This window comes from Pseudomonas sp. GW822-FHT04H02 (assembly GCF_058800645.1).
Genome location: NZ_JBXAMM010000001.1, coordinates 673,087 through 687,816, shown reverse-complemented (window position 1 = coordinate 687,816; position 14,730 = coordinate 673,087). Strand labels below are relative to the sequence as shown.

Here is a 14,730-nt window from a genome sequence, read left to right as displayed (position 1 = left end):
TGCACCAGCCAGCACCTGCACTGGCCAGCGCCGGCTGACTGCCCTCAGGCCCAGGCCAGCACCAGCAACCCGGCCCCCAGCACCACGCACAGGGGGGAATAGAACAGGGTGTCGAGGCGGGCGAATTTCGAATCCCGGACTTCCTTGAAAAAACCCACCAGCTCGGAGTCGCCGATGGCCCGGGCGAACATCAGCAAGGCAATGGCGCTGATCACCCACTGCAGAGACGGATGGGTCACGGTCGGCAGGTAGAGCCCGACCCTCAGGCACACCAGCATCGCCACCAGCAACAAAGCCACTGCCACCAGCATCGTGGCCAGGGCCGGCGGGCGGAACGCCGGCTGGGTCATGCCGGGCCCTGGCCCCGGCACTTCGGGGATCACTGCATCACTGCCACGCTTGCCACCCGCAGCCCAGTACAGATGGATCAGACTGATCAACAGGAAGCTGCCAGCCACCCCCTGTGCGAGCAGAAGATTCATGTTCAGACGTCCGTGCAGAAAATGTCGCTGAAGAATGGACTCGATTGACCGTTTTTGTAAGTACGTTCGTCGCCTTCGATGATAAAGTGCCGCCCCATGAAATTTGCCCGTTCCGATCGCTCGCTCGTTGCCTGGATGCTCTATTGCTGCGTCCTGTTCAACGTGTTCGCCTGCAGCATCGGCCACGGGCAGATGCTCGGCATGCAGCTCAACGGCATCGGCGGGCAGTTCTGCAGCGTCGACCCTGCCACCCAGGCGCCGCTGCAGAAACCGGCCGACCAGGGCTCCCTGCCCACTCTATCCAAAGCCTTCGGTTGCCCGCTGTGCTCCACCGGCGGCATGGGCCCGGCCCTGAACTCCAGCCTGACCCTGGCCCTGCTGCCGCAGCCCCAGGCCCCGCCTGCGCGCACCCTGGCCAAGACCGACCTCCCCGCCCGCTCCACCTGGCCCGCGGCCCATCCCCGGGCACCGCCTCTCGCCTGATTCCTGCTCGTGCTCAACCTGCCCACTGCGCTGTCGCGCGGCGCGCGTTCGTGGGCCTTTTCCTAGCCAAGAATTCAGGATGCACCGATGAAACACCTTCCTTTGCTGGCGAGCCTGCTGGGCTGCCTGTCGATCAATGCCTGGGGCCAGCCGAGCCTCGAACTGGCCCCCACCACCATCGGCGCCGATGAGGCCGATGCCGAGCCGGGCCTGAACCTGGACCAGTCCAGCGGCATGGCCTCGCGCCTGGGCCTGAGCCTGCGCGAAACCCCGGCCTCGGTGGCCGTGGCCAGCCGCCAGGACCTGGAGCAACGCGGCGCCCGCACCTTCCAGGAAGCGGCCAACGCCCTGCCCGGGGTCAACGCCAGTGCGCCGCCGGGGTTCGGCGGCTTCGTCTCCTACCGTGGTTTTACCAGCAGCCAGATCACCCAGATGTTCAACGGCATCAACGTCGCCACCGGCCTGGCCCGGCCCGTGGACGCCTGGATCTACGACCGGGTGGAGCTGGTGGGCGGCCCCTCGTCGCTGATCAATGGCGCCGGCTCCGTGGGCGGTTCGCTGAACTACGTGACCAAGCTCGCGGACCGCCGCGAACAGGCTGCCGAAGGCCTGCTCGGCTACGGCAGCTACGACACCACGCAGACCGCTTTCGGGGTCAACCATGCCCTCAGCCCGGCCGGTGCCGAGGTGCAGCACTACGCGCGCTTGGACGTCAGCCACAACACCAGCAACGGCTACATCGACCGCCAGGAAAGGGATGCCTGGAGCCTGGCCTTCTCCCTGCTCAGCGACCTGACCCCGGACCTGTCCCACACCCTGGCGGTGGAATACCAGGATGAACACGAGGACAGCCCCTACTGGGGCACCCCGGTGCTCAATCCCAAGGCCGGTGAGCTGAAGATCGACAAGCACAACCGCTTCAACAACTACAACGTCGCCGATGGCCTGTATGAGCAACGCACGGTGTGGCTGCGCTCGATCATCGACTACCGGATCAACCCCAGCACCAGCCTGCGCAACACCCTCTACCACCTGGACAGCCAGCGCGACTATCGCAACCTGGAGACCTACCAGTACAACGCCGACAACAGCCGGGTGAACCGCTCGACCGCCTACCTGGTACGGCACCAGGGCCAGCAGGACGGCAACCAGTTCGAACTGCGCCACGATGATCAGCTGTTCGGCCTCGACACCACCTGGTCCGGGGGGTTTGAGTACAAGGTCAACAGCACCACCAACTTGCCCTGGAACGTGCCGGCCAGCAACAGCGTCGATCCCGGCAACTTCCAGCCGGGGTACTTCTATGACCTGAAGGGCACCCGCCAGGGCTGGGCCAAGGACAAGACCAACCAGGTCACCACCCGCGCCCTGTTCGTCGAGAACCGCTTGGCCCTGACCGACGAGCTGTCACTGCTCAGCGGCCTGCGCTACGACGCCATCGACCTGGACGTGACCAACCACCGGCTGATCACCGCCAGCAACCCGCGCCACCTCAAGCGCAGCTGGGAACCGGTCACCGGGCGCCTGGGCCTGACCTGGCAGTTCCTGCCCAGCGCCAATGTCTACGTGCAGTACAGCACCGCCGCCGAGCAGCCCAGTGGCACTCAGAACTTCGAGGTGTCCACGGGCAAGCAATGGGAAGTGGGCAGCAAGTTCGACTACCTGCAAGGACGGGGTTCGGCGACCGTTGCCGCCTATCGCATCGAGCGCAAGGACTTTGCCGTCACCGATCCCCTGGACCCGGCCAACAGCATCCCGGTGGGCCAGCAGACCTCCAGGGGCATCGAGCTGGCCAGTTCCCTGCACATCACCCCCAAGCTACTGGCGCAAGCCAACTTCGCCTGGGTGGATGCCGAGTACGGCGAGTTCAACGAGAAGATCGCCAGCGGCGCGGTGGTTTCACGCAAGGGCAACACGCCGACCAACGTACCGGACCGGCTGGCCAACCTGTGGCTGACCTATGACCTGTCGCCCAACTGGCAGACCGGGGTCGATGCGCGCTACGTGGCCTCGGTATACGCCGACAACGCCAACACCCTGCGGATGCCCGCCTACACCCTGTACGGCAGCTTCCTGCGCTACAAGGTCGACAGCCACACCACGGTGACCGGCCGGGTGCGCAACCTGACCAACGAAGTCTATGGCCAGTTCGCCCATGTGTCCCCGGCGTACTACCTGGGCCAGCCGCGAACCTTCGAGGTGGCGGTGCAGACCCGCTTCTGACCCCTGCCCTGCACCCGCCGGGCGCAAGGTTCAAGGGCCCATTCGCCGGCACGCCGGCGCCTACAAGGTGGCGGCGATCCTGTCCGCCACGTCCCGGGGCACCCAGGCGCGCCAGACGTCGGGGTGCTGCTTGAGGAAGGCCCGGGCCGCGTCCCGCGGGGCACTGTGATTCTCGCTCATCTGCGCCAGGGCGCGGTTCAGGGGCTCGATGGGCAGGTCAACCTTGGCGAAGAACTGCGCCAGTTGCGGGTACTGCTTCTGGAATGGCGTGGATACCCCGATCGACAACCTGGAGGCCAGGGAACGGGTTGGCCGGGGGTTGGGGTTGGCGGCGTCGGTCAGGGTCTTCCAGGCTTCGGCGTCAAAGGGCGGTTCTTGCAGTTGCACCAGCTTGAAGCGCCCGAGCAGCGGCGTGGGCGACCAGTAGTAGAACAGGATCGGCTTGCCGCGACGGATCGCCGAGCTGATCTCCGCATCCAGGGCCGCTCCGGAACCGCTGCGAAAATTCACGTAGCTGTCCTGCAGGCCATAGGCCTTGAGCTTCTGCTGGTTGACGATCTCCGAGGTCCAACCGATCGGGCTGTTGAGGAAACGCCCCTTGTCCGGGCTCTCCGGGTCCTTGAACACGTCCTTGTAGCGGGCCAGGTCGGTCACGCTGCGCAGCTCCGGCGCCAGGGGCTTTATACCCTTGGCCGGGTCGCCCTTGATCACGTATTCCGGCACCCACCAGCCTTCGGTGGCGCCCTTGACCGTATCCCCCAGGGCCTGCACCTTGCCTTCGGCCTCGGCCTTGACCCACACCGGGCTGCGCCCCGCCCACTCTTCGCCGATCACCTGGATGTCGTTGTTGGCCAGGGCCGTTTCCAGGGTGATGGTGGTGCCGGGCAAGGTGTCGGTGGGCAAGCCATAGCCCTGCTCCACCATGATCCGCAGGATCTCGGTGATCAGGCTGCCGCTTTCCCAGTTCAGGTCGGCGAAATGAATCGGTTGCGGCGCCGCCACAACCGGCTGCACCGTACTCAGGGCGGCAAGGCTCAACAGGCTGCTGGCCAGCAGCGCGCGGATTCCTTTCATCGGGGTACACCTCTTGGGTCAGGACCTGGGCCACAGGGGCAGGCAGCGCCTAAGCGCACGGCCCCCAAAGCATTAAGTCAACTGACTGTAGTAGAGGTTCAGTAGTTTCAACCCCAGGCCATTCCCGGATGGCCGCTCAAGAGGCCGGAGGCTCCTGCAACCGCTGTAACTCGCGGCGCACCATGCTGGCGTAGGCCGCGGGGCGCAGGTTGTACAGCTGGGCGGCGACCCAGTTCAGCCAGGCGCCCTGGAGCACGGTCTTCTGCGCGAACAGGCGCTGGGCTTCAGCGCTCGCAGCCTGTTGATGCTCATGGTGAAACGCGGCGCGGCCCTGGCTCATCACTCGCTGGCCTTGAAGCTCACCAGTTCGCCCTTGCGCCATTTGGCGGCCTTGGCGGTCACCGCCTTGAGGGTCTTGGTCAGGCCTTCCTGCAACTGCTCGTTGGCGGCAAACACGGTCACCACCGAATGGCCTTCCTTGAACAGGATGCCCTGCCCCAGGGGGCTGCTGACAAAGGCGTAGTCGCCCAGGCCGTAGACCGTCAGCTTGATCTCGCGAAAGCGGATCTCCATCTTGCCGCCTTCACGGCTGGGCAGCACGGCGGCGCGAAAATGATCGCCGACCTTGAGTTCAAGGCGCGGCTTGTCGTCCACCACCAGGGCCGTCTCGGTGTCGATCTCGGCGACGTAGATGCCTTCGGCGGACTGTTCGGTGAGGTAGACAAAACGAGATTGGAACTGCTTGACCAGCTTTGCGCGCAAATCACCCAACACGAACAATGCATGCATTTCAAGATTACTTACTGCCAAGGAACACTCCCCGATACTCAAAATGATGTCGCCCGGAAAAAAACGGACGGCACGAAAAAACCGCCATGACGGCGTAGTCACCCCAATCGGTTACCCAATACACACAAGTGCAGCTGGCACTCCTGGCCACGACGCTGGCGGCGGCACTGGGCAAGGGGCATTTCGCCGATGCATCAGGCACATGTCGAAGGCGTGAGGAGTGAGCTCTGACCCGCAAAGCGTGGCGGCGCGTCGTCGGGGGTGGGTGCTGGAACAGGCCTGCTGGCCGGATGCACCCGGGTCACGATTCCCCCGGTCGGCAGCCACTTCGGGTTGCAGAGGCAATTCTAGAGCAACTTTGTGCATTTCGACTATTTAAAGCGCACACCGGCTTCGCGCGCACCCACTTCAGCAAAAGCCGGAGTTGACGCGCAGCCGGTAATATTACCCAGCAACAGAAGCAGGAAGTTTCAGATTAGATCATCAGAATAATCGCCACCTAGAATCCAAATGATATAACTCAGCCCGCCATCACCCAACAACTGCCATACTCCGCCATTGATTGAATGCCCCCCTCTTGGGGGGCGTTCAAGCACTCACTCATCTCCAAGGGAAGGCTAGAAGTGACCGAACTAGATATTGGCGAGTTTTTCATTCGTGGCGAGTGCAGAGAAGTCGAAGGCGAGTTCCAGGCCGTGATTGCCATGCGCGCCAAACCCCCACTGACCCAGGTCACCTTCCACCAGGTGGAACGCGATCGCTGGTTCAAGACCTCGGAAGACGCTGCCGCGGCTGCCAGAGCGTCGGCCAAGGCCCTCAAGCAGGCCATCGACCAGGGCGCCCTGAACGCCTGACAGACAGCGCCAGTCAAGGATCCGACAGCGCGACCGATACAAAGGCGAGATCCGTTTAAGAGCATCATGATGATCGACTTGAAACCCCCATCTCGCCTGGCCGACTTTCTCAAGCCGGATCCAAGCACTGCGGTACTGGAAGCCTCGGACGACGGCGAGACCCTGGTCCTGAGCCGCTCCAGCGCGCAAACCCCGGAAGAGGCGCTGTTGCTGGCGAAGAAGAAACGCATCCGCCAACTGAAAAAGCAGATCGAGCTGCTGCAACAGAAACTGCAACGGGCCAAGGCCCGCCTGGCCACGGTCAAGGGCGCCAGTTCCGGCTCCGACACCGGCCGGGCCATGGCCCTGTCGTCCGCCCGGGCCCAGGTCATGGCCTACAGCACTGCCCTGTCCATGGCCCAGACGGCGTTGTTCCAGGCCGAGAGCGGCACCCTGGCCTGAACCCTTGGATCGAACTTGCGCGCCTGCCATGCCTCAGATGCACTGAGGCAGCGCCGGTGCTGCCCGTCACCCAAGGAGATCACCATGGAAGCGCCCACCCATAACCTCGAAGGGCTGTTCGACCAGTTGGGCCTGGATTCCAGCCCCGCCGCCATCGATGGTTTCATCGCCCGGCACTCGCCCCTGGACGAAGACCTGAAAATGATCGACGCCCCCTTCTGGACGCCCCAGCAAGCGGCCTTTCTCAAACAGCAACTGCGCGAAGACGCCGACTGGGCGCCCGTGGTGGACGAGCTCAACCTGCGCCTGCACCAGGCCGGTTAAGCCGAATGCCGCAGGTGCCGGCCGCCGGGCAGCAGCACCTGCAGCTGCTGCTGCCAGGCCAGCCGGCACTCCTCGGCCTCGGCGCGGCTGGCAAAGGCCGTGCCGCGCTGCTCGCCATTGACCAGAACCACCCAGCACGCACGACGGCCCTCGGCCCGCAGGCTGGCTGGCACGCCGCTGCCAATCATCACCGCTACATCGACTTTGCTGTGCATGGAGCTACCTCCAGAAAATTAGTTAGCTGCCTAACGATGTTGGCATACTAACTAACTTGCCGGCCCCTGGAACAGCCTGTTCCTGCATTGCAGCATTACCGATAGCGTAACAATGGAGGCCTCAGCCCTTGCCCGAGCCTGGCGCCTGCTCGGGTTTGTAACCCAGGCGCAGCCCGCCCCAGTGCCGGCCGCGGACCATGATCGGCACCGAAAGGTCATGCATCAGCTCGCCGGTATCCCGGGTATAGGTCTGCAGAAGCAGCGGTTGCTGGTGGCTGCCACAGCGGATCCCCGTGCGGTCGGCGAACTTGCGCTTGCTGCGGTTATGCAGGTTGTCCACCTCGGGGTCGCCGGTCAGCGGCTGGGAAAAAACCTTGTTGTGGGTCGGCACGTAGCCTTCCTGGGTACAGGCGATGGCGAACACCAGGCCATCGTGGCGCGGCAGCAGGGATTCCTGGATCGGCGGCAGCACCTGATCGGTGTAGCGGTCGAAGCGGGTCTGGTATTTGGCCGGGTCGGTGTTGGCGATCAACTGGTAGTGACGATCGAACAGATCGTCGAGGCTGATGCGGTTCTGCTCCAGGTCGGCCTCGAACTGCTCGGCAATGCGCCGCGCGCCTTCGCGGGCCAGGTCGTAGATGCGCTGGTGATAGTCATCCAGGCCCACCGCCGCCAGGCGTTCGCTGATGGTTTCCGCCTGCCCTTCCATCTGCACCGCGGCCTGCGCCAGGCTGCGGGTCTGCTGGTCGCTGACCGCCAGGTCGCTGCGCATCTGCTCCACGGCATGAAACAGGCTGTCCAGTTGCTCGCGGTTGGTCTCGGCGCCCCGGGCGATCTCGCTGACCTGCCCTTCCACCCCGGCCGCCAGGCGCGCGATGTTGTCCAGGTGACGACCGGTGTGCTCCACCTGCTCGACCCCCAGGTTGAGGTCGTCGGCCAGCTGGCGGATCTGCTCCACCACGTCGCTGGTGCGCTGCTGGATATCCGCCACCATCACCCCGACCTCGTCGGTGGCCGCGGCGGTGCGCCCGGCCAGCCCGCGCACCTCATCGGCCACCACCGCGAAACCGCGCCCGTGTTCCCCGGCCCGGGCTGCCTCGATGGCCGCATTCAGCGCCAGCAGGTTGGTCTGGCTGGCGATGGACTGGATCACCAGGGTCACCCGCTGGATCTCCTCGCTGCGCTGGCTCAGGGCCTCGATCAGCTCACGGCTGCCATTGGCGCGCTGGCTGAGCAGGTGCATGCGGCTGATGGATTCCCCCAGCACCGTGCGCCCTTCGGCGCTGCTGGCGTGGGCCTCGCTGGCGGCGCCCAGGGCCTGCTGGCTGAGTTGGGAGGTGACCTGCTCGGTCTTGATCATCACTTCGGCGTTGCCGACGATGCGCGCGGCGGCGTCGAGCTGGGATTGCAGCTTGCCTGCCAGCTGGGTCACCGAGTAGGCCACGCCCGCCGCAGACAGTGCGTTATGGGTGGTGCTGTAGGACAGGTCGCGGGTCAGCGCCGACAACTGATCGTCAGCCGTCGCGTTCGCCACCAGGGGCCGCCCGCGCCCGCGCAACCGCGGCAGCCAGATCACCAGCACCGCCACGGGCAGGCACAGGTACAGCGACCAGCCGCCCAGGGCCTGGCCGGCGAACAGCGCCATCAGCGCCGCGCTCTGCAAGGACGGCGCCCACCAGCGGGCGGCGGTTTCGGGTGTTGCCAGCGGCTGTGCGACCGGCGCCGCTAGAGATCCATCTCTTGACATCTGTGTCACCCCACATCGTTCTAATTGTTTGCGGCATTAGACGCCACTAGAGGGCCATTATCCATGGTCCCTTAGTCGCGGGTTTGCAGCAGATCAAGAGAATGTGCGGGCGGGCACTGCCCGAAAAAACAGAGCCCCCGCTGTGGCGGGGGCTGGCGATCAGGCTTGACGCTGATGCTTGTCAATCTGCTCGTGGCGCTCTTGGGCCTCGATGCAGTACTTGGTGGTGGGGCTGATCAGCAGGCGCTTGAGGCCGATCGGCTCGCCGCTGTCGTCGCACCAGCCGAAGCTGTCGTCGCTGATCCGGCCCAGGGCCTGTTCCAGTTGCGGCAGCATGCGCTGGTCGCGATCAATGGCGTTGACCAACCAGGTGCGCTCTTCTTCGACGGAAGCGGCGTCGGCCGGGTCAGCCGGGGTGTCCAGGCTTTCAATGGCGATCCGGTTCTGTTCGATGCGCTCGTGGGTTTCCACCTTCATGGCTTGCAACAGGTCGCTGAAAAAAGCGTGCTGCTCGGCATTCATGTAGTCATCCGCCGGCATGGCCAGCAACTTTTCCTTGGTCATTGATTTCTCTATAAAAAATACGTGCATTAAGGCGAATTCAAACTGTTTCCGGTTGACCCGTCAGGTCATCAGAAAGGCGCCATACCTTCCAAGCGCCACCCGGCACTCAATTTACGAGGGGCGGCAGTCTAAGGCCGGTTTGAGGGCGCAGCAACTGAAATGACAGCGAATCTGTCCGACAAACCGCACAAAGCCCGCAAATGCGGGCTTTGGTGGCGTTTATTGGAGTGCGTTTATAACAAAAAATTCCATAGCCATGGGTCTGTTAGAAGACAAACGGCAGTGCCGGACGGCGGATTCTGGCCGTTTTCAACGATTTCCAGGGGCACCGGCCGGCCGGCGAAGAGGCCTTTGGAGCGGGCCAGGGCTCGGGAGCGTATTCGCTGGCACGCCGGCTCCTGCACCAGCCGGCGCCTCTCCCCTGCTCAGCGCTTGAGCTTGCGCTTGTTGCGGTACTGGTCGATGACCACCGCCACCACGATGATCAGGCCCTTGATGATGTCCTGGATGTAGGCATCGACCCCGACAAAGGTGAAGCCACTGGCCATGACCCCGAGGATCAGCGCGCCGATCACGGTGCCGGTGATGCGCCCCACCCCGCCGGCCAGGCTGGTGCCGCCGATCACTGCCGCGGCAATCGCGTCCAGCTCGTAGGACATGCCCATCCCCGCCTGCCCGGTGGCCGCACGTGCCGAGGCCACCACCCCGGCCAGCCCCGCCAGCAGCCCGGCAATGCTGTAGACAATCACCAGGTGGCGCTTGACGTTGATCCCCGAAGTCCGCGCCGCCTGCATGTTGCCGCCGATGGCATAGGTGTACTTGCCGTACTTGGTGTAGCGCAGGGCGATATGAAAGATCAGCGCCACCACCAGGAAGATCACCACCGGCATCGCCCCGTGGCCGATGGCGGTGTAGGAATCGGAGAGCATGCTCACCGGCTGGCCCTGGGTGTAGTAACGCGCCAGCCCCCGGGCCGAGACCATCATCCCCAGGGTGGCAATAAAGGGAGGAATGCCGGTCAGGGCAATCACACTGCCGTTGATCGCCCCCGCCAGGAGGCCGACCCCGAGCCCGGCGAGCACCGGGATCCACACCGGCAGGTCGGTCAGCGAGGGAAACACCGCCCGGGTGAAGTCCGAGGTCTGGGCCAGGCTGGCGGCAATCATCGCCGACAGGGCCAGCACCGAACCGGAAGACAGGTCGATGCCAGTGGTAATGATCACCTGGGTCACGCCGATGGCCAGCAGGCCGATCACCGAGACCTGGAGAATCATCAGCACCAGGCGCTGGGAATTGAGCAGGAAACTCTGGTCGCGGACGATCCAGCCAAACAGCTCGAACACCAGGCCGATACCGATCAGCACCAGGAAGATGCTCAGCTCGGTGGGCAGTCGTCGCCGGGGCTTGACTGCCACCGCCGCGGGTTTGTTGTCGATTATCGCGTTCATTGCCAGCCACCACCCTTGGGTTGAATGTCGTCTAGTTCAGGCCCGAAGCCAGTTGCATGACCCGTTCCTGGGTCGCCTCGTTGCGGTCCAGGGTGCCCATCAGTTGCCCTTCGTGCATGACCATGACCCGGTCGCTCATGCCCAGCACCTCGGGCAGTTCCGAGGAAATCATGATCACCGCCATGCCCTCACCGGCCAGACTGGCGATCAGGCGGTAGATCTCGGCCTTGGCCCCCACGTCAATGCCCCGGGTCGGCTCGTCGAGAATCAGGATCCGCGGCTGGGTCATCAGCCAGCGCGCCAGCAGAGCCTTCTGCTGATTGCCCCCGGACAGGGTGTCGATGCATTGCTCCAGGGACGGGGTCTTGACCCGCAGCTTCCTGCACATGTCCTCGCACAAGGCGCGCAAGGCCTTCTGCTGGACAAAACCGCCGCCGGCGTAGTGCGGCAGTACCGCCACTTCCATGTTTTCCAGGACCGACAGGCAGGGGAACAGGCCACTGAGCTTGCGATCCTCGGTCAGCAGGGCAAGGCCCTTCTCGATCGCCCGGTGCGGGTCGCCGATGCGCAGGGGCTGGCCGTCGAGGACAATCTCGCCGCCATCGCTTGGGGTGATGCCGAACAGGGTTTCGGCGACATTGGTCCGCCCCGAGCCCATCAGCCCGGCAATGCCGAGGATCTCCCCGGCATGCAGATCGAAGGACACGCCCTTGAACACCCCGTCCAGGCGCAAGTCGCGGACCTTGAGCAGCAGCTCGCCGATAGGCTTCTCGCGCTGGGGAAACAACTGGCTCAGCTCGCGCCCCACCATCATCGAGATCAGGCTGTCGCCGTCCAGGCTGTCGGCCCGTTGCAGGCCGATGTAGGCGCCATCGCGAAACACCGCCACCTCATCGGCGATGGCGAACACTTCGTTCATCTTGTGGGTGATATAGACGATGCCCTTACCCTGGGCCTTGAGGTCGGCAATGATCGAGAACAGGTGCGCCACCTCCTTGTCGGTGATGGCCGAGGTCGGTTCGTCCATGATCAGCACGTCGGAGTCGTAGGACACCGCCTTGGCGATCTCCACCATCTGGCGCTCGGCGATGCTCAGGTTGCCCACCTGCTCCTCGGGGTCCAGTTCGATGCGCAGGCGGGCCAGCAAGGCGGCAGTGCAGCGGTGCATTTCCCGGTGGTCGATCAGGCCCAGGCGGTTCTGTTGCTCGCGGCCGATCCAGATGTTCTCGGCGATGCTCATGTGCGGCATCAGGTTGAGTTCCTGGTGGATCATGGCGATCCCCGCCTGCAGCGCCGCCAGCGGCGTGGTGAAGGTCACCGGCCGGCCCTTGAGGCGCAGTTCGCCGGAGTCGGGCTGATAGATGCCCGCGATGATCTTCATCAGGGTCGACTTGCCGGCACCGTTTTCGCCCATCAGCGCCAAGACCGTGCCGGGGCGTACCCGCAGTTGCACGTTGGCCAGGGCCACCACCCCGGGAAAGCCCTTGCTGACATTCAGCACTTCCAGCAGGTAGGGCTCCTGGGGCGCCACGGCCGGGCTCAGGGAGTGCAGGCTCGAAGCAGTAGCACAAGCGTTCATGATCAGCTACTCCAGCGGCCGGGCAGCCAGCGCCGCCCGACCCGCGTGTGATTGAAGGGCCGGCGCCTACTTGAACTGGGCGACCGTTTCCGGGGTGATCAGGCGGTAGGGAATCCACACCGCGGCGTCCACCGGCTGCTTGTTGGCCATCTTCACCGCGGTTTCCACCGAGCCGTCGGCCTGGCCCTTGGCGTCCTGGAACACCGACACCGCCAGCTCGCCGCGCTGCACCGCGCGCAGCCCGTCGGGGGTGCCGTCGACCCCGGCGATCAGCACGCTGCCCTTGGCCACCCCGGCCTGGTTCAGGGCCATGGCCGCACCGATGGCCATCTCGTCGTTGTTGGCCACCACCGCATTGAACTCGCGGCCCTGGGTCAGCCAGTCGTTGACCAGGGTCATGCCCTTGTCCCGCAGCCAGACGCCGGTCTGTTCCTGGTCGACCTTGATCCCGGGGTACCGGGCCAGCACCTCCTTGACCCCCTTGGTGCGATTGGTGGTGGAGTTGTTCGCCAGGTCGCCGAGAAGGATCACGATGCTGCCCTTGCCGCCCATTTTCTCGGCCAGGTACTGCATCTGCATCTTGCCTGCCTCCAGGTCGTCGGAGGCCACGGTGACCACGCCCTTGGGCAGGTTCAGGTCGTCCGGGCGACGGTTGACGTAGACCAGGGGAATCCCGGCCTTGACCGCCGCCTCGGTGATCTTGCGAGTGGCGGCGGTATCCACCGGGTTGACCACGATGGCGTCCACCTTCTGGCTGATGAAGCTTTCCACCTGGCTCAGCTGCTTGACCACGTCACTGCGGGCGTCCTCGAACTGCAACTGCACGCCTTCGGGCATGGACCTGGCCTTCTGGTCCATGGACTCGCGCAGGTAGGTCAGCCAGGTGTCGTCGAACTGCGACATGCTCACGCCGATGCGCACCTGGGCCAGCGCCGCGCCACTGAACAGCAACAGCGACAGGGCAAGACACGCCACTCGGTTCTGAATGTTCATTAAGAATCGTTCTCCACATGCTTGTTGGTGGGTGGCCGTGCTCAGGCCGGCGAATACAGAACCGGGGCCCCGGGCATGCAGCCCAGCAGCGCGCCCTGGTGTTCGACACACAGGCCGCTGAGCAGGGTCAATAAACGAGAGGACCAGGGAGTGACGGGCAGATCGCGGGAGGCGGCGCCCCGGGTACGGGACAGCCATTGCAGAGCAGAGCGGAAGGTTTTCATCGACGGCACCTGTTTGTTCTTGTTGGTGGGTTCTCCAGGGCTCAAGCGGGGCTTGAAGGCCATGGGAACCTTGTAGGGTCGGCTACCTGGAAACGACTTTATTGGAAAATAATTTCTATATCAACTCATTTTAGAATTTTACTGCAATTGCATTTCCAGCAGTCAGATCCCTCGCTTCCCGCAGGAGACGGCTTGCCGGCGAAGGGGCCCGCACGCCTTGCAGTGCCCTGGAAAACACCTTCGCTGGCAAGCCGGCGCCTACAGAAATCCCGGGGTTCAGGCGTAGAGCGCCGGGCGCTGGGGCAGGCTGATGGGGACGATCGCCCCGCTCTGCTGGGCCTCGATGCAGGCGTCGGCCGCCACCGCCGCGGCCAGGCCGTCCCAGGCCGAGGGCCCACCCACCCGGCCAGCGCGCACGCCATCGACAAAGGCCTGCAGCTCGACGTCATAGGCGGCGATGAAGCGCTCCTTCCAGTCCATCAGGATCGCGCTGGACAGGCTGGCCGCGCTGCGCAGCTGGACCTGGGGCGGCTCCGGCAGGCGGGCGATGCCGCTCTCGCCCACCACTTCGCACTGGATGTCGTAGCCGTACTGGCAGTTGACGAAGATCTCCACGTCGATCCGCGTGCCCCGGGCGGTTTCCAGCAGCACGATCTGCGGGTCGCGCAGTTGGGCGTGGGCCTTGCCGGTCTTGCGCGGGAACAGCACCTGCACCGACACATAGTCGTCCGCCAGCAGCCAGCGCAGCACATCCAGCTCGTGGATCAGGGTGTCGGTGATGGCCATGTCGGTCTTGTAGTTCTCCCCCACCCGCGGGTTGCGGTGAGCGCAGTGCAGCATCAGCGGCTCACCGATGCGCCCACTGTCCACCACCGCCTTGAGCGCCTGGTAGCCGGCGTCGTAGGGGCGCATGAACCCCACCTGCACCAGGCGCCGGCCGTGGGCAATCTCGGCCTCGACGATGCGCCGGCAGCCGGCGGCGGTCACCGCCAGGGGCTTTTCGCAGAACACCGGCTTGCCGGCGGCGATGGCCGCCAGCACGAACTCTTCGTGGCTCGGGCCCCAGGACGTCACCAGCAGCGCCTGGACCTCCGGCGCCTGGATCAGGGCATGGCCGTCGGGGTAGACCTCGGCCTCAAGCGTGAGCCCGGCCAGCACCCGGGCCGCCTGCTGCGGGTCGATGTCGGTCACCGCCACCACCCGGCAGCCCTGCAGGGTCTGGCTGCAACGCCGAATGTGATCCTGACCTATGGCACCAGTGCCGATAACGCCTAGCTGCAAAGACATGGG

At 64.8% G+C, this 14,730-nt stretch carries 17 protein-coding genes; 5 read left to right on the top strand and 12 right to left on the bottom strand.

The window, feature by feature from the left end:
- Window positions 1-44: 44 nt before the first annotated feature.
- Window positions 45-482, bottom strand: coding sequence for a DUF3995 domain-containing protein (locus AC1RMG_RS03340; protein WP_019094294.1), 438 nt, complete (start codon window positions 480-482; stop codon window positions 45-47).
- 96 nt (window positions 483-578) lie between these two features.
- Here AC1RMG_RS03340 and AC1RMG_RS03335 point away from each other — a divergent pair, with 96 nt between their 5' ends.
- Both AC1RMG_RS03335 and AC1RMG_RS03330 read left to right on the top strand, forming a co-directional pair.
- Window positions 579-965, top strand: coding sequence for a DUF2946 domain-containing protein (locus tag AC1RMG_RS03335; RefSeq protein ID WP_026020110.1), 387 nt, complete (start codon window positions 579-581; stop codon window positions 963-965).
- A gap of 87 nt (window positions 966-1,052) precedes the next feature.
- Window positions 1,053-3,188, top strand: a complete 2,136-nt coding sequence (locus AC1RMG_RS03330; RefSeq protein ID WP_493168333.1) for a TonB-dependent receptor — start codon at window positions 1,053-1,055, stop codon at window positions 3,186-3,188.
- A 60-nt stretch (window positions 3,189-3,248) separates the two neighbouring features.
- Here the strand turns inward: AC1RMG_RS03330 and AC1RMG_RS03325 are convergent, their stop codons facing one another.
- The 3 genes from AC1RMG_RS03325 to AC1RMG_RS03315 form a co-directional block, all read right to left on the bottom strand.
- Entirely contained in the window at window positions 3,249-4,262 is a 1,014-nt protein-coding gene (locus tag AC1RMG_RS03325; protein ID WP_011060899.1) for an ABC transporter substrate-binding protein, read from the bottom strand.
- Window positions 4,263-4,398: 136 nt separating this feature from the next.
- Complete coding sequence (locus tag AC1RMG_RS03320; RefSeq protein WP_015635322.1) at window positions 4,399-4,602, bottom strand: hypothetical protein; 204 nt, start codon at window positions 4,600-4,602, stop codon at window positions 4,399-4,401.
- Window positions 4,602-5,072 carry a hypothetical protein gene (locus AC1RMG_RS03315; protein WP_026020109.1) on the bottom strand — a complete coding sequence of 157 codons (471 nt, stop codon included), beginning with the start codon at window positions 5,070-5,072 and terminating at the stop codon, window positions 4,602-4,604. Before AC1RMG_RS03315 ends, AC1RMG_RS03320 begins: the two co-directional genes overlap by 1 nt.
- A 602-nt stretch (window positions 5,073-5,674) precedes the next feature.
- Between AC1RMG_RS03315 and AC1RMG_RS03310 the strand changes: the two genes are divergently transcribed.
- The 3 genes from AC1RMG_RS03310 (at window position 5,675) to AC1RMG_RS03300 (ending at window position 6,670) form a co-directional block, all read left to right on the top strand.
- Window positions 5,675-5,905 (top strand): hypothetical protein, encoded by a 231-nt coding sequence (locus AC1RMG_RS03310; protein WP_026020108.1) that lies wholly within the window; start codon window positions 5,675-5,677, stop codon window positions 5,903-5,905.
- Window positions 5,906-5,983: 78 nt separating this feature from the next.
- The gene (locus tag AC1RMG_RS03305; protein ID WP_169891827.1) at window positions 5,984-6,346 is read left to right on the top strand and encodes an HlyD family secretion protein; all 363 of its coding nucleotides are present in this window, start codon (window positions 5,984-5,986) and stop codon (window positions 6,344-6,346) included.
- 84 nt (window positions 6,347-6,430) lie between these two features.
- Window positions 6,431-6,670 (top strand): DUF2789 domain-containing protein, encoded by a 240-nt coding sequence (locus AC1RMG_RS03300; RefSeq protein WP_011060895.1) that lies wholly within the window; start codon window positions 6,431-6,433, stop codon window positions 6,668-6,670.
- On the opposite strand, the gene AC1RMG_RS03295 is transcribed toward AC1RMG_RS03300, so the two are convergent.
- The 8 genes from AC1RMG_RS03295 to iolG all read right to left on the bottom strand — a co-directional run bounded on the left by AC1RMG_RS03295 (window position 6,667) and on the right by iolG (window position 14,727).
- Window positions 6,667-6,885, bottom strand: coding sequence for a hypothetical protein (locus AC1RMG_RS03295; protein WP_015635320.1), 219 nt, complete (start codon window positions 6,883-6,885; stop codon window positions 6,667-6,669). The two genes, AC1RMG_RS03300 and AC1RMG_RS03295, sit on opposite strands and share 4 nt — an antisense overlap.
- A 121-nt stretch (window positions 6,886-7,006) precedes the next feature.
- Window positions 7,007-8,632, bottom strand: coding sequence for a methyl-accepting chemotaxis protein (locus AC1RMG_RS03290; RefSeq protein WP_077933960.1), 1,626 nt, complete (start codon window positions 8,630-8,632; stop codon window positions 7,007-7,009).
- A gap of 159 nt (window positions 8,633-8,791) precedes the next feature.
- A complete protein-coding gene (locus AC1RMG_RS03285; RefSeq protein WP_011060892.1) occupies window positions 8,792-9,196 on the bottom strand; it encodes a TraR/DksA family transcriptional regulator in 405 nt (134 codons plus the stop codon).
- 425 nt (window positions 9,197-9,621) lie between these two features.
- The gene (locus AC1RMG_RS03280) at window positions 9,622-10,644 is read right to left on the bottom strand and encodes an ABC transporter permease (RefSeq protein WP_011060891.1); all 1,023 of its coding nucleotides are present in this window, start codon (window positions 10,642-10,644) and stop codon (window positions 9,622-9,624) included.
- 31 nt (window positions 10,645-10,675) lie between these two features.
- Window positions 10,676-12,223 (bottom strand): sugar ABC transporter ATP-binding protein, encoded by a 1,548-nt coding sequence (locus tag AC1RMG_RS03275; RefSeq protein WP_370059017.1) that lies wholly within the window; start codon window positions 12,221-12,223, stop codon window positions 10,676-10,678.
- A gap of 66 nt (window positions 12,224-12,289) precedes the next feature.
- The gene (locus AC1RMG_RS03270; RefSeq protein ID WP_493168329.1) at window positions 12,290-13,216 is read right to left on the bottom strand and encodes a sugar ABC transporter substrate-binding protein; all 927 of its coding nucleotides are present in this window, start codon (window positions 13,214-13,216) and stop codon (window positions 12,290-12,292) included.
- A gap of 41 nt (window positions 13,217-13,257) precedes the next feature.
- Window positions 13,258-13,503, bottom strand: coding sequence for a hypothetical protein (locus AC1RMG_RS03265; RefSeq protein WP_011060888.1), 246 nt, complete (start codon window positions 13,501-13,503; stop codon window positions 13,258-13,260).
- Between the two features lie 213 nt (window positions 13,504-13,716).
- Window positions 13,717-14,727, bottom strand: a complete 1,011-nt coding sequence (gene iolG, locus AC1RMG_RS03260; protein WP_072442195.1) for a bifunctional inositol 2-dehydrogenase/D-chiro-inositol 1-dehydrogenase — start codon at window positions 14,725-14,727, stop codon at window positions 13,717-13,719.
- Window positions 14,728-14,730: the final 3 nt, after the last annotated feature.